General features: G+C 44.4%; 14 protein-coding genes. 5 read left to right on the forward strand and 9 right to left on the reverse strand.

Translation table 11 applies throughout. The annotated features are described in order from the left end of the window. Positions 1-42: 42 nt before the first annotated feature. Together DYD21_RS14800 and DYD21_RS14805 are read right to left on the reverse strand one after the other, a co-directional pair. Positions 43-1,500: a SusD/RagB family nutrient-binding outer membrane lipoprotein gene (locus tag DYD21_RS14800; protein ID WP_116037774.1), complete on the reverse strand. Its 1,458-nt coding sequence runs from the start codon at positions 1,498-1,500 to the stop codon at positions 43-45. A gap of 23 nt (positions 1,501-1,523) precedes the next feature. Beyond that, positions 1,524-4,811, reverse strand: coding sequence for a SusC/RagA family TonB-linked outer membrane protein (locus tag DYD21_RS14805; RefSeq protein WP_116037775.1), 3,288 nt, complete (start codon positions 4,809-4,811; stop codon positions 1,524-1,526). 514 nt (positions 4,812-5,325) lie between these two features. On the opposite strand from DYD21_RS14805, the gene rocD reads away from it, so the two are divergent. The 5 genes from rocD (at position 5,326) to DYD21_RS14825 (ending at position 11,843) form a co-directional block, all read left to right on the forward strand. Further along, positions 5,326-6,594 (forward strand): ornithine--oxo-acid transaminase, encoded by a 1,269-nt coding sequence (gene rocD, locus DYD21_RS14810; RefSeq protein WP_116037776.1) that lies wholly within the window; start codon positions 5,326-5,328, stop codon positions 6,592-6,594. Positions 6,595-6,636: 42 nt separating this feature from the next. Beyond that, positions 6,637-6,807 (forward strand): hypothetical protein, encoded by a 171-nt coding sequence (locus tag DYD21_RS21130; RefSeq protein WP_158607313.1) that lies wholly within the window; start codon positions 6,637-6,639, stop codon positions 6,805-6,807. Between the two features lie 124 nt (positions 6,808-6,931). Then, positions 6,932-9,367: a DUF4397 domain-containing protein gene (locus tag DYD21_RS14815; protein ID WP_116037777.1), complete on the forward strand. Its 2,436-nt coding sequence runs from the start codon at positions 6,932-6,934 to the stop codon at positions 9,365-9,367. A 276-nt stretch (positions 9,368-9,643) separates the two neighbouring features. Next, positions 9,644-10,978 (forward strand): L-lysine 6-transaminase, encoded by a 1,335-nt coding sequence (lat, locus tag DYD21_RS14820; protein ID WP_116037778.1) that lies wholly within the window; start codon positions 9,644-9,646, stop codon positions 10,976-10,978. 325 nt (positions 10,979-11,303) lie between these two features. Continuing rightward, on the forward strand, positions 11,304-11,843 hold the full coding sequence (locus tag DYD21_RS14825) for a carboxymuconolactone decarboxylase family protein (RefSeq protein WP_116037779.1): 540 nt from the start codon (positions 11,304-11,306) through the stop codon (positions 11,841-11,843). A 395-nt stretch (positions 11,844-12,238) separates the two neighbouring features. On the opposite strand, the gene DYD21_RS14830 is transcribed toward DYD21_RS14825, so the two are convergent. From DYD21_RS14830 to DYD21_RS14860, 7 genes are all read right to left on the reverse strand, one after another. Beyond that, positions 12,239-12,958, reverse strand: a complete 720-nt coding sequence (locus DYD21_RS14830; RefSeq protein ID WP_116037780.1) for an SDR family oxidoreductase — start codon at positions 12,956-12,958, stop codon at positions 12,239-12,241. Between the two features lie 141 nt (positions 12,959-13,099). Next, on the reverse strand, positions 13,100-15,337 hold the full coding sequence (gene purL, locus DYD21_RS14835; RefSeq protein ID WP_116037781.1) for a phosphoribosylformylglycinamidine synthase subunit PurL: 2,238 nt from the start codon (positions 15,335-15,337) through the stop codon (positions 13,100-13,102). 538 nt (positions 15,338-15,875) lie between these two features. Next, entirely contained in the window at positions 15,876-16,574 is a 699-nt protein-coding gene (locus DYD21_RS14840) for a YjjG family noncanonical pyrimidine nucleotidase (RefSeq protein ID WP_116037782.1), read from the reverse strand. 127 nt (positions 16,575-16,701) lie between these two features. Further along, positions 16,702-17,148: an OsmC family protein gene (locus tag DYD21_RS14845; RefSeq protein WP_116037783.1), complete on the reverse strand. Its 447-nt coding sequence runs from the start codon at positions 17,146-17,148 to the stop codon at positions 16,702-16,704. Positions 17,149-17,746: 598 nt separating this feature from the next. Next, positions 17,747-19,534 (reverse strand): PAS domain S-box protein, encoded by a 1,788-nt coding sequence (locus DYD21_RS14850; protein ID WP_116037784.1) that lies wholly within the window; start codon positions 19,532-19,534, stop codon positions 17,747-17,749. 11 nt (positions 19,535-19,545) lie between these two features. Then, positions 19,546-19,977, reverse strand: coding sequence for a response regulator (locus DYD21_RS14855; RefSeq protein WP_116037785.1), 432 nt, complete (start codon positions 19,975-19,977; stop codon positions 19,546-19,548). 512 nt (positions 19,978-20,489) lie between these two features. Then, on the reverse strand, positions 20,490-21,785 hold the full coding sequence (locus DYD21_RS14860; RefSeq protein ID WP_116037786.1) for an ATP-binding protein: 1,296 nt from the start codon (positions 21,783-21,785) through the stop codon (positions 20,490-20,492). Positions 21,786-21,806 lie beyond the last annotated feature (21 nt).

A 21,806-nucleotide genomic window follows, 5' to 3' on the forward strand; every position in this document is an offset into this window, starting at 1 on the left:
TTGAGGAATCGGCTTTTTTAAATTGTTTATTTATTTATGTGATTAATTCACATCCCACCAGAGCCTGGTATCCGGTGTGTCAGGGCCCTGTGCAGAAACAGCTTCATCGTAGTTTTCTTCGTTAATCTGCGATTCAGATGTTGGGTACGCCTGTCTTCTGGGGATTTCACCACTTTGGTTCAGTGGGAAATCGTGTGGCTCGAGCTCAGGATATCCAAGTCTTCTCCATTCTGCCCATGCTTCGTATCCGTTTGGATAAAGTGCCACCCATTTCTGAGTTCCAATTTTCTCCATCCAGCTACCGGAGTCGTAAGCGACTTCCGGGTTAGTTACGTAGTTCTGGAAGTCGCCTTCATCATATACATCCCACTGATTCCAGGAGGCTTCAATCGCATCCAGATAATAGGTTTCTGCATCACCAGAGATCCAGCCTCTTTCAGCAGCTTCTGCCATGGCAAAATGAAGTTCTGAGACTGTAATTATGGGAAGTGGTGCATCTTGTGCACGAATGGCCATACCGGGGAATGAAATAGACGCATTGGTAATATCTCCGGGATTCTCTACTGAATAAGGCATCCCCCTGATATTATCAAATGTAATCTCTTCACCCTCGGTATAAAAGTCCGGAGCCGGATCACCATATCGTAACACACGGTGATCATCCAGATCTATCATGTAGTCTGCAAGTACATCAGAAAGGGCATAATCTGTACGCGTTATGAACCGTGCAAACCATGGATTCTGATTGGCTGCTTCCGCAAGATGCGGATACATCACATCTTCCGTGATCACTCCGCTGTTGATTGCATCAGCAAATTCTGTAGCCGCAAGACCAGACTGATTGGTATCAGCCATGCGAAGGGCCACTCTTGCGCGAATACTGTTTGCGAATATCGCCCAGGCATCCATATCCCCATTAAAGATGATATCGCCATTCACGCCAGCTCCCCCATCCATTTGATCTACGGCTTCATTCAGTTCATTTATGATATCCAGGTAAATGGCTTCCTGGGAATCATATGAAGGGCTGAAGTTTTCGCTGCCCTGGAGTGCATCAGAGTAAGGGAGCATTCCCCATCGATCTGTCATCATATGGTAATAGTATGCCTTCAGAATTCTTGCAACGGCTAACTGATTGTTGTTGCTTCCGCCTGAAAGGGCATCATCCCTTGTCTCTTCATTTGTATTCAGGTCAATGATGGTTTGCAGATCCATCAAAGGCCCGGTATACCATCCGTTAAAATTGGATGTGGTCGTAGAGTACCGGGAATCGTCATCATATTGGGTTTCTGCCATATACTGAACCCAAAGGTTCCCGATTACGGCCCCGGAAACACTGCTAAGATCGCGCTGAACATTTGTAAGAAGCAGTTCGGTTCTCACCTGTGACGGATTGTTGGGGTCCACATTCAGACTCCCAAAATCATCACAAGCAACCAGCAGCAGAATACCTGCTGCTATCGCAACTGCTTTACTTATTGTTGGTTTAAGAATATTCATAATAATATATGTTTATAAGATTTTTAGAAGCTCAAATTGATATTAAAACCAATTGTTCGTGTTGGTGGCAGTCCGCCGCCTTCCCAGAATGCAAAACCGTTTGCATTATTCTGAATGATGGATGGATCAATACCGTCAACGCTGGAGTAGAGCAGAAATGCATTCTGAATATCAAGTGAAACACTGGCCCGTTGCAGCGGCAGATTCGCAAGGAATTCTGAAGGCAAATTGTAGGTCAGTTTGATTTCACGAAGTTTGAGATAGCTTGCATCATAAATCCACTCCTCTTTTATATTAAACATATATGGATAGTGCAATGACGCCTGGTAAAGGTATGCCACTTCATTTCCATCAGGATTCACCCCTTCAACAAGTACACCTCCTGAATTTGAAGCCGCATCGTTGAGCGGTACGAATGCAACAGCTTCGCCTGCAGAATTAACTACGGGGTTACGCAGCGGGTTTCCAAGCGTATTGTTTCCAACAGTTTCTGCTCCCAGTCCGGAGTATGCATTGAACATTTTTGTAAGACTGTAGAACTGCCCGCCTTTTTGGTAATCGAAGAATGTTCCAAGTGAGAAGTTTCTGTAGTTCACATCCATTCGGAATCCACCTGTCCAATCCGGTAAAATATTCCCAAGATCTTTGTTGGTTTCAATTGCATACCGGCCATTGTCGTTTACGATACGCTGTCCGGTTTCTTCATGGATTGCAAAACCACCATATCCGCCGGTAGTTACAATATTACCCCACTCACGACCTTCTTCAGCATACAGAGCTGCACCGAAGAATCCGCTTTCAAGCAATCGGGTTGTAATGCCTTCTGCAAGTTCATCAACCTGTGCGTTCGAGGTTGCCCAGTTTAATCCAAGATCCACATTCCAGTTTTGGTTTTGAAACACAGTGGAACCGAGCGATACTTCCCAACCGGTTGTTGTAAATTTACCTGCATTCACAACAGCCTGGCTAAATCCGGCAGCACCAGGAACCTGCAAACTAAGAATTTCATCTTCGCGAATAGAATTGAAATAGTTTACATCGGTTCTGAGATTACCGTTAAAGAACCGTAAGTCAATTCCAACCTCATAATCTGTTGAGATTGCCGGACGAAGCTGATTGTTGTTCAGCGTGTTCGGTACGGTCTGAGTCGGATTATTCCCATATGGGGTACTTGTGCTAAAGGTCTGGAAAATCTGGTATGGATCGAGATCGTTTCCAACTTGCGCTAACGACGCCCGCAGTTTACCAAATGATAATACATCCTGATTTGCAAAAACATCGAACTCAGTAAACACCAAACTACTGGAAAGGCTATAGTAGAGGTAAGAGTTATCATTAGCAGGTAGAGCTGAAGACCAGTCATTTCTCACAGAACCTTCAAGGTAAATCAGATCTCTGAAACCAACGGTTAAGTTACCATAGAGGCTTCTTACATCTTTTTCAGACTTGAAATTTGAAACATTTGGTCTGTCGATGGATGCATCAATGTTATAGAAGTTTGGTGTTGAGAGTCCACCCGCTGTCTGCTGAATCAGTGAACTGTATCGTTCCTGTCTTATATTGGCCCCTAAATAGGTATTGAAAGAGAAATCTTCATAATTCTCTTCAAACTGAAGTCCGGCTTCATAGTTTACTTCACGCCGTGTTCGCTGGGCAATGTAAAACCAATCCTGCTCAAGTCCACCAGACGCAATTCTATCTTCTGCAGTAAAACTGTACGTATCCAGGTGCAGCTTACCGATCAACTCAAGATTGTCCAGCACATTATAGGAAAGAGAGTAGTTCCCAAAAATTCTGTCTCGCGAATCAGTTGAAGTATTTTCATTGATGGAGAAGAACGGGCTATCCCAATAGAGTGGTCTGAGGTCGGTATTCGACCGGATATTCCACGAGGTTGGAGTTCCGTCTGCGGTTCGGTATTCACGGAGCATGTCCATATTAAGCTGTCGCTGAAACCACTGATTGAACGACTGCATCGGGTTTCCCTGAGCCGGAGAATAACCTTGCGCCGGCCGGCCTTCACCGCTTGTATTCACGTAATTGAATGCAACACGTGAATTAAACCTATCGGTGTGCGATAATGCTCCGTTAAAGTTTATAGCAGTTCTATCAATTTGTGAATTTGGAATTACTCCATTGTGTGTCGTGTGGTTTAATGCAGCGCGAAAAGAGCTGTTTTCTGATCCGCCTGTAATAGCCAGTGAATTGGACAAACGTACACCTGTATCAAAGAACTCCCGAACATTGTCCGGTTGAGGATTCAGGGCTACTTCACGGCCATAATCACTTTGTCCGTCTCCTGTAAAATCGTGATCAAACCATGACCACCAGGGGCGATACATCCGGCCATCCATTCGGGGGCCCCAGCTTTCATCAGCTGCGTAGTTTAATCCGTTATAGGTTCCTCCGGTTACGGGATCCGTATACTCAATAAAGTTCTGATTGTATCCGCCGGCATATTCATTTTGATAATCGGGGAGCAGACTCACATTTTCAAAATAGGTACTGTTTGAATAATCTACCTGGATTCGCTGAGCTTCTCCCATCTGACCGCTTCTGGTTGTTATAAGAACCACACCATTTGAAGCCCGGTTTCCGTAAAGAGCTGATGCAGCCGCACCTTTCAGTACTGAAATCGATTCAACATTTTGGATATTTAAATCAGACATCAGATTTCCAAGGTCACGACCCCGGGCATTTCCACCGCCTGATATCAAAAATGAGCTGTTATCCATGGGTGTACCGTCAATCACAAAAAGAGGCTGGCCATCCGAAAGTCCGTTTGCACCACGAATCCGGATACGCTCTGAACCGCCGATATTTGCTCCGGAAGATCCAACAACCTGGACACCCGAAACCTGGCCTGATAATGCGCCGACAATGTTATTTCTGTCGGTTCGCGAAACCACATCACCTGAAATCTCCTGAATAGAGTATCCGAGTGATCGTTCTTCTCTCTGGACTCCGAAAGCTGTAACCACAACATCGTCTAACAAGCGAAGATCCGGGCTCAGTTCGAACTCAAAGGAAGTGTTGTTTGCATTTACAGTTACTTCTTCCTGAATAGGTCGATATCCAACCGAAGTAATGCGAAACGTATAGGTTCCGTGCTCAACATTGTTGATTTCAAAATATCCATCGAAGTTGGCAGCATCACCACGTTGCAATTCTACTATGTAGATATTTGCCTGCGGGACTGGCTCACCTGTCTCCGAATCCGTTATCGTGCCTGATATGTTGCTCGTCTGTGCAAAAACGAACGGGACCGAAATCAGACTCACGGCCGTGAAAAGAAGTAGCTTCTTCAGCATATGGTACCTCTAAATTACTTATGATTATAGTTACAATAGATTGACGGCATAATTGGAAAACTTGCGTAACTACCTTCCAGAAGTGCATTGTATTTTATCCCGGATAAATTAGTCTTTTCGCATATTTTTTATCTTATACCGTCCCATCACCAATGTTAGTGCTTTTTAACAACTATTTAAAACTAATTTTTTATCTCAATTCAGAACAGGCCATATCTAATCAAAAAAAGCGTTTACATTCTGACAAATATTTCTCATATCCAATATCATACCCTGCTTTTTCCAGACTACAGAGAGTTACATCAAGACCTCCCCCACAAACCAGATAAAAATTAAATCGATAGCTTGTATCTTACATGACTTTTTACTGCCATTTGCTACTCTATCCTAAAATGATGCTTATCATCTTCTTTAAACTTGATCCGCTTCCCCTAAAATCTTTCAAAATTCTCTGTCGCCCCTCCAACTTCTATTCGCTATCTTAGGGTTGTAAATTTTTATTAAATGTAACTGCATGACATCTACAAAAGACGCAATCGCACTCGAAAACAAATATGGTGCCCACAATTATCATCCGCTGCCGGTTGTACTCTCAAAAGGTGATGGAGTCTATGTGTGGGATCCGGAGGGAAACCGGTATTTCGATTTTTTATCCGCGTATTCAGCGGTAAATCAAGGCCATTGCCATCCCGCCATTATCGGGGCACTCAAGGAGCAGGCAGAAACACTCACGCTGACTTCACGTGCGTTTTATAACGATGTGCTGGGGCCATATGAAAAATTTATCACCGAATATTTCGGGTTTGATAAAGTTCTGCCAATGAACACCGGGGCAGAAGGTGTGGAAACGGCTATCAAAATCTGCCGGAAATGGGCCTACGAAAAGAAAGGAATCCCTGAAAACGAAGCGAAGATTATTGTCTGCACAAATAACTTTCACGGGAGAACTACAACGATCATCTCCTTTTCGAATGATACAGATGCTCAGAAAAATTTCGGCCCCTACACTCCGGGTTTTATAAAAGTTGAATACAACAATATTGATGATCTTGAAAGCGCACTGCAGGATGATTCGGTTGCAGGTTTTCTTGTTGAACCGATACAGGGTGAAGCCGGTGTGATGGTACCTGATGAAGATTATCTTTCAAAGGCGAAAGCTTTGTGCCATAAGTACGATGCTCTTTTTATTGCGGATGAAATTCAGACCGGCATTGCCCGAACCGGCAGCCTGCTTGCGGTTTGCGGAGATTGCACCTGCGAAAACCACTGTGAACGGCAGCCTGAAACGTATGTAAAACCAGATATTCTAATTCTTGGAAAAGCACTGTCAGGCGGAGTGTACCCGGTATCAGCGGTGCTGGCTGATCAAGAGGTAATGGATGTCATCAAACCGGGTCAGCACGGGTCAACTTTCGGCGGAAATCCCCTGGCAGCAAAAGTAGCGATAGCGGCGCTGAATGTCGTCCGGGATGAAAACCTGGCTGTAAACGCACGTAAGCTTGGAATTCAGTTCAGAAATAAAATGAACGAACTGAAAGAGAAATCGAAGTTAATCAATACGGTTCGCGGCAAAGGCCTTCTGAACGCAATTGAAATTAATGACAGCCCAGGAAGCAGTACGGCGTGGGATATCTGTGTGAAACTGAAAGAAAATGGGTTACTTGCAAAACCGACACACGGAAATATCATCCGGTTTGCCCCTCCGCTGGTGATGACCTCCGAACAGCTTGATGAATGCATCAAAATTATAGAAAAAACAATTCTTGAGTTTAATCGCTCCTGAACTTCTCTTCTAATCTTCCAATTTTAAACAGGGCATTTTTTTATGCCCTGTTTTCCATTTCTAAAAAACAGGCTTTCAGAACAACCGGCCGGAATTACTCTCCTCACATCTGCCGGAATTCTGAATTTTAAATCAAAATTGCTGCCACTCACGATTTTATGGGAACGATCTCTTTTCACCGGAAGTTTATTCGATAGTTCTGAAAATATCTGACTTTTTGGAACCCTAACTTTTAGCGGTTTTCAAATTTTCAGAACAGTTCTCTGAAATCCTTTCTCACAAATATATGTGTGAAGGTTGTCAGGATTCACTGTAACCCCAACTTAACCCCAATCCTATGAACCGTATATTTACGTTTCTAAGTTACTTTACGTCTGCTTTTTTAGTGATGCTGGTAGCGGTTTCAAGTGCATTTGCACAAGACGAAACCGCGAATCTCCAAATCATCCATAATTCACCAGATCCTGCAGTTTCCACTGTAGATATCTTTGTGAATGGTGATGAATTCCTAACCGGTGTTGATTTCCGCGATGCCACTGCATTTACCGAAGTACCCGCAGGAGTGGAACTGAATATTCAGATCGCCCCCGCCGATGCCGGAATTGAGAACGCCGTCGGACCCTTCACCTACACCCTCGATGAAGATGGATACTATATTGTTGTCGCATCAGGTGTTGTAGACGAAGCTGAGTTTCCCGATGCTGCCGGATTTTCTCTTGAAGTCTACGGAGCCGGTCAAACCGAAGCTTCTGACCCAACGATGACCGACATCAACATTCATCACGGCTCACCGGACGCACCCGCTGTGGATATCTATCTCACCCAGGTTGAAGATGGCGCAGCTGTTCCTAACCTCGCATTCCCTGAGTTCACAGGTTATGTACCGCTCAGCCCGCAAAATGAGATTGTAGGAATTGCAGGCGCCGGCGGTGATGTGCTGGTTGAATTTGAAGCACCGCTCGCTGACCTCGGCCTTGAAGGCAGCGCATTAGTTGTACTCGCATCCGGATTTTTTACTGAAGAGTATGCGAGTTACGGAAACAGTTTTGGAATACTGGCTGTTCTGCCTGATGGCACAACGGTTCTGCTTGATGCAGTTGAAGAGGAAGATCCAACCGCGAATCTCCAAATCATCCATAATTCACCGGATCCTGCAGTATCCTCTGTAGATATCTTTGTGAATGGTGATGAATTCCTAACCGGAGTTGATTTCCGTGCGGCAACGGCCTTCACCGAAGTACCCGCCGGAGTAGAACTGAATATTCAGATCGCCCCCGCCGATGCCGGAATTGAGAACGCCGTCGGACCCTTCACCTACACCCTCGATGAAGATGGATACTATATTGTTGTCGCATCAGGTGTTGTAGACGAAGCTGAGTTTCCCGATGCTGCCGGATTTTCTCTTGAAGTCTACGGAGCAGGTCAAACCGAAGCCTCCGACCCAGCGATGACCGACATCAACATTCATCACGGCTCGCCGGATGCACCCGCTGTGGATATCTATCTTACCCAGGTTGAAGATGCCGCAGCTGTTCCTAACCTCGCATTTCCTGAGTTCACAGGTTATGTACCGCTCAGCCCGCAAAATGAGATTGTAGGAATTGCAGGTGCCGGCGGTGATGTTCTGGTTGAATTTGAAGCACCCCTCGCTGATCTCGGACTTGAAGGCGGCGCCCTAGTCGTACTTGCATCCGGATTTTTCACCGATTATGCCGGTGAAGATAACGGATTTGGCCTGTTAGCCGTTCTGCCTGATGGCACGACGGTTCTGCTTGATGCAGTTACGGATGCCGATATGGCAAATGTACAAATCATTCATAATTCGCCGGACCCAGCAGCCGCATCTGTTGACGTTTTTGTGAACGGTGAGCTGACGCTTCCGGGTGTAGAATTCAGAACAGCAACTCCATTTTTAGAACTTCCCGGAGATACGCCGCTTGATATTGTGGTTTCACCGGAAGATGCCGGCATCGAAGCAGGTATTGAGTTTGCAGGAGTTGAGTTCACCTCAGGCTGGAGCTATTACGTAGTTGCAACCGGCGTGCTTGATCCTTCAGCATTTGCTGATAATCCAGATGGCGTGGATACTGGATTTTTCCTGGATGTCATTCCTAACGCATCAACAACCGCTGCAGATGAAAATGAATTCGAGTTCCTTTTATACCACGGTTCTCCTGATGCACCTGCTGTTGATGTAGCTGCACGTGATGTTGCTCAGCTTGCGGATGGATTCTCATTCACCGATTACACAGATGATTACATCAATGTGCCAGCCGGTGAATATGTAATTGACATTTTTGCCGCAGGCGGTACTGAACCTCTTGTATCTTTTGATGCAGATGTGTCCACTCTCGCAGGAAGCACCGGTGTTATTCTCGCCAGCGGATTCCTGAATCCGTCAGCAAATAACGACGGTCCCGCATTTGGTGGTATTGTAGTTCTGCCTGATGGAAACGTAATTGAACTCGGAGTTGCAACAAGTAACGAAGAGGTTTCAGACATCCTGCCGGGAAGCTTTGAACTCAATCAAAACTACCCGAATCCTTTCAACCCCACAACAACAATCAGCTATGCGTTACCTGAAGCTTCCAATGTAAGAATCGAAGTATTCAGTGTAACCGGACAGCAAGTGGCTACCGTGGTTGACACCCGCCAGAGCGCAGGGCAATACAATGTATCATTCGATGCAAGTGCCCTCTCAAGCGGTGTCTACCTGTACAGAATCCAGGCTGATAACTTTACGCAAACCCGCAGAATGACGCTGATTAAGTAATTTCTTTCAGCATTTTTACGGACCAATTTACAAAACCCGGCAACTTCAGTTTTATTTACTGAATTGCCGGGTTTTTTTATTTCGGGATTTGATGGTGTAAATCTACTCCTATCTTCACTAAAGTTAAATTTGATTGCAAAAACCTGCTATTTGGAAGGCTCAAAGGACTAATTCAATCCAAATCAGCGATTTTGATTTTTGCCGGTTCTGTTTGTTATCATTATCATAGTAATATTTTCGCGATTCAATATAATAATCAAACGGAGCTCTATACTGATGATATCCCCCCAAGATGTTCGACCGACCCTGCAAAAACATATACTGGCAGACGGTTTTGAAATTGTTCTCGATCTGAAAAAAAGTAAAGGCGCCTATCTCCACGATTCGGTTACCGGTAAGAAGTATCTCGATTTCTTTACGTTTTTTGCATCCAATCCGCTGGGAATGAATCATGACCGATTGGCTGAAGATCCCGATTTTGTTCAAAAACTGGGTCAGGTTGCCATTAATAAACCGTCCAATTCTGATGTCTATACAGAAGAGATGGCCCATTTTGTGGATACATTTTCACGGGTCGGCATCCCGGATTACATGCCGTATACCTTTTTTGTTTCCGGAGGAGCCCTTGCCGTAGAAAATGCCCTTAAAGTGGCGTTTGACTGGAAAGTGCAGAAAAATTTTGAGAAAGGTTACAGGCACGAGAAAGGGCACAAAGTTCTTCATCTCGACAAAGCGTTCCACGGCCGCAGCGGGTATACGCTCTCGCTTACCAACACCGATCCAAAAAAAGTAAAATATTTCCCGAAATTCGACTGGCCAAGAATTCACAATCCAACCGTCAGCCACCCGCTGGATGAAACCAGTCTTGAGGCAGTGAAGAAAGAAGAACAAAAATCTCTCGCCCAGGCACGGCAATATTTTGAAATCTATAAAGATGACATCGCCTGTATTCTGCTTGAACCGATCCAGGGCGAAGGCGGCGACAACCATTTCAGAACCGAATATCATCGTGAACTGCGAAATCTGGCTGATGAATATGATGCACTGCTGATTTACGATGAGGTACAAACCGGGGTTGGACTTACCGGGAAATTCTGGTGCCATGAGCACTACGTAAAACCCGACATCCTCGCTTTCGGTAAAAAAGCACAAGTTTGCGGAATTCTTGCATCCGACAGAGTTGATGATATCGACACAAACTGTTTTCACGTCTCCTCACGTATCAATTCCACATGGGGAGGAAACCTGGTGGATATGGTTCGGTTTGATCGTATTCTGGAAGTGATTGAAGAGGATAAACTTGTTGATCACGCCGCTGAAACAGGTGAATATCTGCAACAAAAAATTTCAGATTGGGCCGATAGCTCCGAACATCTATCCAACCCCAGGGGTAAAGGACTTTTCTGTGCTATCGATCTGCCGGATACGCATTCCCGGGATGCCGTTTTAAAAGAGGCCTTAAAAAATGGATTGATGATCCTTGGCTGCGGCACAAAAACCATCCGGTTTCGACCGCCGCTCACCATTCAGAAAGATCAGCTTGATGAGGGAATGTCAATTTTGCAAAAGAGTTTTACCACTTCACTTGCAAAATGCCCTGTTGCGGAGTAACATAACAGGTAAGTATCTACTGTGGCATCAAAAGTCACAAGATCTTCAAAACAGTGAGGCTGTCCAAAAAGCATGAACTGAATTCTCAGAACCTAAATACCTTAAGTAGGCTATGAATGTTTTATTGAGCTCCCCTCCATATGAAGTGTTTTTGCGACATAGGGAGGGGCCGGGGGTGGGTCAAAAAGATCAGGTGCTCAAGTTTAACTCAAAAATTTGAATTAATTTGGCGCTGATTAATAAAAATCCACTTTTTGGACAGACTCACTACACAATATTTTAACGATGACATCACAATGCTATCACATAACCAAAAGCGAGAACCATGTCCTATATTAATCTGAATAACGATCTGCCGGGAATTGTCGGTTTGATGACATACAGCCCGGAAACGGCTAAACCGCTCAATGAGCTGGCCGAAATCCTTTTACGAGGGCCATCAACACTTACTTCTGCCGAACGGGAAATGATTGCTTCGTATGTCTCTCACCGCAATGAGTGCCATTTTTGTCACTCTTGCCACGGCGCGGCTGCAGCACACCACCTGGATGGAGATTTGGATCTTCTGGACGATATCAAAAACGGGTTTCAGAAAACGGAAATCTCAGACAAGCTTCGTGAACTGCTCAATATTGCCGGAAAAGTGCAGATTTTAGGCAATAAGGTAGAGGAGAAAGATATCGAAGCTGCACGGAGTGAAGGAGCAACAGACCGTGAAATCCACGATACAGTTTTGATTGCGGCCGCCTTTTGCATGTACAACCGTTACGTTGACGGACTCGGAACGTGGGCGCCGGAAGATAAGGAATCGTACGACGAAACCGGCCGGATGCTGGCTCACGAAGGATATGGTAGTTCGATCTGACTCGGGGGCGGGGTAAGAACCTCGTCTGCACTCTGTATCTGCGGACCGAGGATTTATTTTGAACCTGAGTTCGATTCTTAAATTTTTCGTATATCAACAAAAACAGTCCAAAAAGGGCGTTAGTTAATTTAATTCGTCAATAATTATGTCATGCCGGACTCCGATCCGGTATCTCCTGCCTTGATAAGGACGTGAGATCACGTCCCGAACGCCTTCGGGATGCGAGATGACGCCCTTTTTGGACTGTTTTTGACATTTTTAAATAGAACTCAGGTTTTGAGTATCACTGTAGTTAGCAACTCTGCCAGGAATCCTCGCAAAAAAGCGCTCGGCTACTCTGGCAGGTTGCGCAAATGCCACATAGTGATCCCCTCGGGGCAGCCGTCAACCGGGGTTTAGACCATTTGGTGAGATTCCGGCTGAATCACTATTTCGTTAAGCACTGATTGCGCCGGTTGTGATGCTGCATAGTAGACCGCTTTTGCGACCTCTTGCGGGCTTAGCATCTTATCTTTCTGAACCCGCATATCTACATTCGGATTATCCCAGAACTCCGTGTCGACTCCGCCAAGATAGAGGAGTGAAAATTTGATATTTCCGCGTCGCTGCTCTACAACCAATGCTTTTGTAAATCCTGTCACCGCATATTTTGATGCGGAATAGACCGAGGTGTTTTTCATTACAGCTTTGCCAAGAATGCCGGGAAACATAATGATGCGTCCTTGTTTATCTGTGGCCATGTATCGCATTACCGCCTGTGTAACAAGAAATGTACCAAACACATTTACGTCAAATACTTCTTTGGCGTGATCGGGTTTGATATCGAGCACCGGCTGGATCAGGCCTACCCCAAAAGCGTTTACCAAAACATCAATCTGCCCAAGATCTTCGTGCACCTCTCGTGCCATAGCAGAAACCGAGGCCAGGTCAGTGACGTCCACTTCAATCACAAAAGCTTCTCCTCCTGAATCGTTAATCTCTTTCGCTTTATCATCTGCTTTTGAGCGATCGCGTGCTGCCAGTACAACTTTGGCTCCGGCTTTGGTGAATAGATCAGCAGATGCCTGGCCAATTCCACCCGATCCGCCTACAATCAATACTACTTTATCATCCATAATGGTTCTGTAAATTCCTTCGCGGTATCAACACATTTTTCAATTTTGATACCGCATCATTTCAATTCTTTGTTCATCGAAACAAGGAAATGGTGATGAGAATCGTTCGCGAAAATCGCCTGGTTATGAAACAGAATATCTCTACTGCCCCATCGCTTTTGGAATCACAGACTCATAAACTTCTTTCAGCTCTTCAACCGGAGTTTCAACGAATTCGTCGATGATCAGCTTTTTACCACCCACAACACCGAGCTCATCATACGGCAGATCGTGTTTATCAAAAAACACCTCGAGAGAGCGTGCATCGGACCTCGGTACGGTAACTACCACACCAGATTGCGCCTCACTGTAGAGTACGTCGATGATCGACCCGTTCAGTTCTTTGACAGAAACATTCGCCCCGATTCCGGAGAAGATTGCCATTTCAGCAAGGGTAACCGCAATACCTCCGTCAGAAATATCGTGGGCCGCATTTATTTTTCCGTTTTGGATTGCATCAAGCAAAATCTTCTGCAGCTTTACTTCAAACTCAAGGTCAAGCTCAGGGGCATCTCCTGAAGTAATTCCGTGAACGGTTTTCAGGTATTCACTGCCGCCAAGTCCGTGGCGCCGGCTTCCAATATAATAGACAATATCGTCGCTGTTTTTAAAACCGGGCGTCATGATATGTTTTTCAACATCTTCAACAATGCCCAGCATACCGATAACCGGTGTTGGGAAAATCGCACCGTTAGGGTTTTCATTGTAGAGACTTACATTTCCGCCGGTTACGGGTGTATTCAGCGCCCTGCATGCGTCTCCCATTCCGCCAACCGCCTCCCGAAATGTCCAGTATACTTCAGGCTTGTAGGGATTTCCAAAATTGAGACAGTTAGTAATAGCCACCGGTTTGGCTCCGCTGCACACCACATTGCGGGCTGATTCTGCCACCGCAATCTGCCCGCCGCGCCGCGGGTTCAGGTAGACATATCGCCCGTTGCAATCGGTTTTAACCGCAAGACCTTTATTGGATCCCTTGATGCGAATCACACCGGAATCTGAAGCACCGGGAGCATTCACTGTATTGGTTCGCACCATGGTATCATACTGTTCATGTACCCATCGTTTGGATGCGATATTCGGAGCGGATAACAGTGATTTCAATGTTTTGTTATGATCTTTCGGATGCGACAAAGTGGAGAAATCAAATGACTGAACTTCATCCAGGTATTTGGGGCGTACCGCTTCCCGTTCATATTGCGGTGCACCGCCGCCAAGCACGAGAGAATCCGCGGGAATATCGGCCTTCACTTCACCATCTTTCAGGTAGGTTACTTTATCCCCTTCAACCACTTCACCAATGACAACAGCGTTTAGGTCCCATTTTTCGTAAACGTCAATTACTTCCTGTTCCCGTCCTTTTTCCGCTACCACGAGCATGCGCTCCTGGCTTTCGCTGAGCAGCAATTCGTAGGCCGTCATTCCATCTTCCCGCATTGGAACTTTATCGAGATCGAGACGCATTCCCTGTCCTCCCTTTGCGGTCATTTCGGATGAAGAGCATGCAATTCCGGCTGCTCCCATATCCTGCATCCCCACAACGGCGCCGGTTTTCAGCACTTCAAGGCTCGCTTCAAGAAGAAGTTTTTCAGTAAACGGGTCACCAACCTGAACACTTGGCCGTTTGGCCTCACTCTCTTCGCTGATCTCTTCCGATGCAAAGGTTGCACCATGAATACCATCGCGGCCTGTACTTGCACCTACAATAATCACCGGGTTCCCGATCCCTTCAGCAATTGCAGAAGCCGTTTCGCCCACTTTTACCAGACCAATACTCATCGCATTTACAAGAGGATTTCCCTCGTACGCTTCATCAAAGCAGACTTCACCGCCTACAACCGGTACTCCAAATGAATTTCCATAATCGGAGATTCCGCGAACCACCCCGTCGAGCAGATATCGAACCCGGGGTTCATTCATCGATCCAAACCGAAGTGAGTTCAGGGATGCAACCGGACGCGCTCCCATGGTAAAAATGTCGCGATGAATTCCGCCCACACCGGTAGCCGCTCCCTGGTACGGTTCAATCGCTGAAGGGTGATTGTGACTTTCAATTTTAAATGCGCACGCGAGTCCGTCGCCAATATCCACAAGTCCGGCGTTCTCCTCACCTGCATCAACAAGAAGCTGAGGGCCGCTACGGGGCAGTTTTTTAATTTCGAGAATGGAGTTTTTGTAGGAGCAGTGTTCACTCCACATCACGGAATAGACACCCAGCTCAGAAAAGGTTGGGATCCTGCCGAGATACGATTTGATCATTTCAAATTCTTCCTCGTTCAGGCCGTGTTCAATAGCAAGTTCGAGCGTTACTTCCGGTTCGTGTACCTTCGTTTGAGACATTGAGTGAGAACTATTTTCGATTTCTTTTATATCATCGTAAAATACGAATTCTCACTCTACTTTTCCCCTTCGATTCTGAGGATTTTCAAACTGAAGTGCTGAAAAAGAGTAAATATCTTTAGCACACCGCCAAATAGAGTATCCGTTCATTTTCACCCACCCCGTCCCCCATAAGCGCTAACTTAAACAAATATAGTAGTGTTTGATACAGTTTGGCTGTCCAAAAAGAGCGTCATACCGGACTTTGATCCGGTATCTCCTGCATTTATTAGGGTAGGAGATCCCGGATCGGGGTCCGGGATGACGAAATAGATAACTTTTCTACAATACTACGCTCTTTTTGGACAGTCCCAGACATTTTGAAACAATAATTAAAGTGTTCACGATTTTAAGTTAGCGCTTATGCCCCCGACCCCTCCCTATGTCCCAAATACACTCCATATGGAGGGGTGTTCAATATTATATTCACAGTCTTCTTAAGATATTTCGGTTTTGTACACTCCGTTAATGCTTTTTAGGAGAGCATCTATCAGAACGATCAGATCAGCTTAAGATAGCGCTGTAGTTCGGGGAATTTGCTGAACTTGAAATCAGGCTCGACTTCTGTTTCTTCTTCCCCCACAACGCCGGTAAACCAGGCTGTTTTCCAGCCGGCATTTTTCCCGCCAATCACATCCGATGAGTGTGAATCACCAACATATAAAATCTGTTCTCTCTCCACTCCCGCAAGTTCAGTAGCGTGATCAAACACCTTCGGATGCGGCTTTAAAACACCCAGCTCCTCTGAAATCACCATCTGATTTGTAAAACGGTTTAGCGATAGATTATCAAATTTCAGATGCTGCGTTTCTTTAAAACCATTCGTTATAATACCAACCTTAAATCGTTTGCTGGTCAGTTTTAGCGTCTCTTCTGCCTGATCAACCCAATCCCAGAAATTCCGGTATTTATTCATATAGGTTGTCCCGATCTCTTCGCTATCTTTCGTATCAAGACCGAGCTCTTTCAAGGTATCATGAAACCGGGAATAGTGCAGTTCAATACGGCTGATTTCTCCATCCTGGTACTTTACCCACAGATTGTGGTTCACCACCTGATAGGTTTTGAGCCAGTCTTCCATTGTAACATTCTGCAGTATCGGAAATATAGAATGGATCGCTTCGTGGGATTTTGATTCGGCTTGATTGTGATCCAGAAGTGTGTTATCGAGGTCGAAATAGATGTATTTCAGCGGCATTCAATAGTGTTTATATAATTCCGGAGTTCCTCCTCCGTTCAGAAATGAACACGAATATAACAGATGCAGACTGCCAATCCAACACAGTTGCTTTTCAGAAAAGAAACTGAAGTATGTATGGATAGTGTTATCTCTGTTCAATTTTTGAGTCCATCTCAATTGTACCTTGCAGCGTTCGGTTAACGGGGCATTTATGCGATATTTCCAGAAGTTTATCGAGCTGCTCCTGAGAGAGATCACCCTTAACGATCAGTTCCTTTTCGATTTTGTCAATTTTTGAGTTTTTCTCGTCACAGTCGATACAATCTTCAGCGTGATCTCTAAAATAACGAAGTTCCACAAAGATATCCGTCACCGGCCACTCTTTTCTCTCGGCATACATTCGCAGTGTGATTGCGGTACACGAACCGAGTGACATCAGAAGATAGTCGTACGGATCGGGCCCTTTATCCTCACCTCCGGAGCGTTTCGGTTCATCAGCGAGCAGTTCGTGCCGGCCGGCTGATAAAACAGTTTCGTAGTTCTGATCTCCCAGATGGATGTGAATAATTTTCTTCTGATTATTTTCGGCCATAGCTCTGTTTATTTATTTTGGAAAAGAATTGAATCGTTTACTGAATGTAAACTGTGAGGCTGAAAAGAGAAAGGCGGGACAGGGTTTTTATTCTATAGGTGGCTCTATACTATTTTGTATAGGTAGCACGAAATCTTGTAATCGCAACAATTACTTTGGCCTGTTACTTTTTTCTGGAAAAAAGTAACCAAAAACCACCGGGCTGTGCCATTGCTCATTCGGAGGTCTCTCTCCGCTATGAGATGTATAAAGCAATGGTCCGCAACTCTCAGAGACAGTTTAAGAGATCCGGCCGGTGTGCTTTATACAAGCAATCTCATACGCTCCGATCAACCTAACCACCTCATTCACACTGCCAAGGCCGGTTAAATCCCAAGATGTAAATTACTACTTGCCAGAAAAATCTTTATTGAGACATAACGTTTGTGCTATCCTTTATTTTTCCCTCAAATTATTTTCGATAGCATATTGAAAACAGCCACCAGACCTGATTTTAAGTGAACTTTTCAATTACACCGAGAGAATTATAAAAATATGAAGCTACCCACACTAATCAACACAGAGTTTTATGAATTATCGAAACTAACTTAGAAATATACTATTCGGCAACTTCATCATCTTTCACGAGGAATTCGAGCTGAAACTTCGTACCGCCCTCTTTGCGTGGTTCGAGTGTAAATGTGCCGCCGAGTTGTTTTACAAGGGCCGTGATAATTTTTGTGCCCAGTGATGAAAGCTGGTCGATATCAAAATCTTCCGGTAGTCCATTGCCGTCGTCTTCAATTTTAAACATAACCTGTTCATTCTCACGGTGCAGGCTGGATTTGATCCACCCTTTATCCCGCCCTTTAAATGCGTGCTTATAGGTATTTGTAATCACCTCGTTGATGATAAGTGAACACGGAACAGCCTGGTTGATATTCAGCTCAAATGGCTCGGTTTCAATCTCAATCTCAATATTTTTATCTGCACTAAATGAGCTGTGAATCGCCTTCATCAGTTTATCTACGATGCGGGAAAATTCAAGCCTGGAAAAGCTGCTCGATTCGTATAGTAATTGATGGATGCTCGCCATGGTTTCAACGCGCAGCATACTGTTATTGAGTTTATTGATAACCTCTTCATTCTCTTCATCAAACACCTGCATTTGCAACATACCGGACACCAGTGCGAGGTTATTTTTTACTCTGTGATGAATTTCGGCTAGCAAAATTTCTTTTTCTTCCAGTGATTCCTGCAGCTCATTTTCTGAACGCTTCCGTTCTGTAATATCCCGTCCGATTGCCACCATATGATCATAGTCACCTGCTTTACTTGCAACCGGCACCATCAGCGTCTGCATCCACAGAGTACTGCCATCTTTCCTGTAGTTGATCACTTCCACTTCACAGGATCTCTTTTCGATGATCGCTTCTCTGATCCTCCCTGCATCTCCCGGATCCGTTTTTTCACCGTGCATGAAATCAATAGTTCTGCCAAGCACTTCTTCGGCACTGTAACCGGTCATGCTGCAAAAACCGTCATTCACATACACAATTTTCGCTTCGTGCGTTTTCCCGGATGTATCGATAATCACAACCGATTCTGCTGTATTTGTGATCACCGATTCGAGTAGTTTTCGGTGCTGATCATCCTTAAGCTTTTCTGTAACATCATTAGCGAGTATCAGCCGGGCATCTCTGTTTTTATAGCTGATTTGATTGCAATCCGTCTCCACCGTAATAATATCACCATTTTTTTTCCGGTGTTTTACATAAACCCCATTGCCTGATACACTCTTGCACGCAGCCTCAGTAATCGGCTCAGCATAAATATCTTCAACAGTCATTGCCAGGAACTCATTTTTTGAGTATCCGTAATGTTTTACCGCAGCTTTGTTGACATCCAGGATTTGTTCTGTGTTAGAGTCGATCAGCCACATCGGTTCCGGACTGAGTTCAAAAAGATCCCGGTATTTTTTTTCTGATTCCTTGATCGTCTCCGAAAAATTACTGCGTTTAATACTGTAAATAATGCTTTTGTGCAGCAGTGAGGGGGAGAGTTCATCCTTCAGCAGGTAGTCGGAAATTCCCCTGGCAAGGGAATTCATACTGAAGTTAATATCCGTGTATCCGGTAAGTACAACGATGGGAATATTCCCGGTATGCTGAATTACACTTTCAATCAGGGCTTCGCCACTTTTATCGGGCAATGAGAGGTCCAGCAGAATGCAATCAAAGTTATGAATTTCGGTCTTCTCGAATATTTCTTCAGCCTCTTTATAGGTTGCCGCATGAACAATTGAAGGGAATCGAAACTGCTCGTTCAGATATTCTTCAACCAGCGTGTAGTCTCCCCTGCTATCCTCAATGACAAAAAATGTATATCTCTTTTCACGCTGATCCATAAAAAATAATCCTAACGTCTCGACGGAAGTTTAACAAGCTGTATCCAGAATTTTTCAATTTTGGTTATCGTATTCAAAAAATCGTCTACTTCAACCGGTTTTGTTATATAGCAGTTTGCATGATTTTTGTACGACATTACAATATCCTGTTCTGCAGATGACGTTGTAAGCATCACTACAGGTATGTGTTTTAAATCTTCACTGTTTTTAATGTGGGCCAGTACTTCATGCCCATTTTTTCTTGGAAGATTTACATCGAGTAAAATGAGGTCCGGTTCAGTTACGTCAGCATATTCGTTTTTTCGTTCAAGATAATCGATCGCTTTTTCACCATCTTTCACAGTAGTGATGGTGTTGATCACGCGAGCTTCTTCAAACGCTTCCCTGATTAAAAAAATATCGCCTTCATTATCTTCGACAAGTAAAATGTGTACAGGATCCATACTTCTTCTTCATTCATTTCTATACAACAGTGAAGAGCGGACACACCTTTGTCGGTTATCGGCAATTCACCCGTATTGGTTTAACCTAAAGTTTTGTTCTTTTTTTCTCTAAACCTTAAAGCGGTTAGCAAACGTACCTAAATAAAGCATTTAGCCTGCTATCGTTTGCCGCTTGTTGTACTGCCAAAAGCCATTTCTTTTTTGTACAGCATCAAATACTATTATGGACAATAATTTAATATCGTTTATCAGCAGGAAAAAGGCTACACTCTGCCGGTAATCCGGCGAAAATCTAATGTTTTGAAAACTCAAACATATCCTTTTCTGGAAAACAGATCCGTTCGAAGACCGGTGTAAATTTCAGATGATATCCCGATATTTTTTGCCCTGATACACGTAAATATTCTGCTTGGTTAAGCAGAAAAGCAATGCACGCCATCATTTTACAAGCCCAATATAACAGAGTATTTACGATTCTTTCTTTAGAATTCTATAATTCCGTAAAATCTGTTTTATGCCAAAGGCGATACTTTTTTGCTCTCTTCTGGAAAAGTAAATATGAATGTACTTCCCTCTCCTGGTGTGGAAAATACACGAATTGAACCACCATGCTGGTCTACTATTTTTTTACAGATCGCCAGACCCATACCTGAACCTTTAATTTCGGAATTCGAATGAAGGCGTTTAAACATTAGGAAAATCTGATCCTGATATTCTTCTTCAATTCCGATCCCGTTATCTGAAATTTCAAATTGAACAAATTCTTTTACTTTTTCTGCTGTAATTGTGATTCGGGGTGAACGATCACCGCTATATTTTAATGCGTTTTCAAGAAGGTTTTGAAACAGCATTTTTACCGCAACCGTTACCCCGGTAATTTTCGGCAGATCGCCCTTTTCGATTTTCGCATTTTTTTCTTCCATTACCGGCCTGAGGTACTCGATTACTTGGAGTACCAGTTGATTTGTATCAATTTGGTCCAGTTCACTGTATTTACGGCCGATCCGTGAGTACTCCAGCAATTCATCAATCATAGCACTCATTCTGTTGGCACCGTCTACTGCAAAATGAATATATTTTTTTGCTTTATCGTCCAGTCGTTCGGAGTAGTTATCCTTCAGTAATTGCATAAAACTACCTATCATCCGTAGCGGCTCTTTCATGTCGTGTGACGCAACCATCGCAAAACTTTCAAGCTCCCTGTTTTTATCTGATAGTTTATCAAGTGAAATTTCCAGTTCCTTCTGCTTTACCTCGAGCTGACTTTTGAGCCGTTCCTGTTCATCGATGTTTTTTTGCAGACCGTTAAACAGGCGCGGGATCAGAAGAACCGCAAGCGCACTCAAAATTACAAGATTGCTCGAAACAGCAATCCAGCTTTGAAGGTCATAGAATTGGGTAAGAGGGATATCCCAAAGAGTATAGTATATTGCTACAGCAAAAAAGGTACAGATTGAGATGTTCAGTACCAGGGAAATCACACCGTAAACCCGATCGAGTATCAGCACGGTAAATACGACCAATGCAGCGAGAAACATCATACCGGGACCATAGAGGCCAAGATAAACAAGAAGGGCGATTGAAATATTATAGAAAACCCCAATAAATAGTAGCTTACGAATGTAAACAGGCACAGCCGGTACAAATGCGATAATCAAAAGGCTTAAAATACCGATCAAATCCGCTACAACCAGGTACCATAATCCTTCCAGAACAGCCAGATAAATTCCCGGCACAAAACCGAGTATTCCAAGCGGCAGAATATAGAGAACCGTAGCGGCAAACAGATGATTTCTCCAGTAGTACAAACCACTGCCTAAACCCGGTTC

The sequence above is a fragment of the Rhodohalobacter sp. SW132 genome (genome assembly GCF_003390325.1).
Classification (GTDB): domain Bacteria; phylum Bacteroidota; class Rhodothermia; order Balneolales; family Balneolaceae; genus SW132.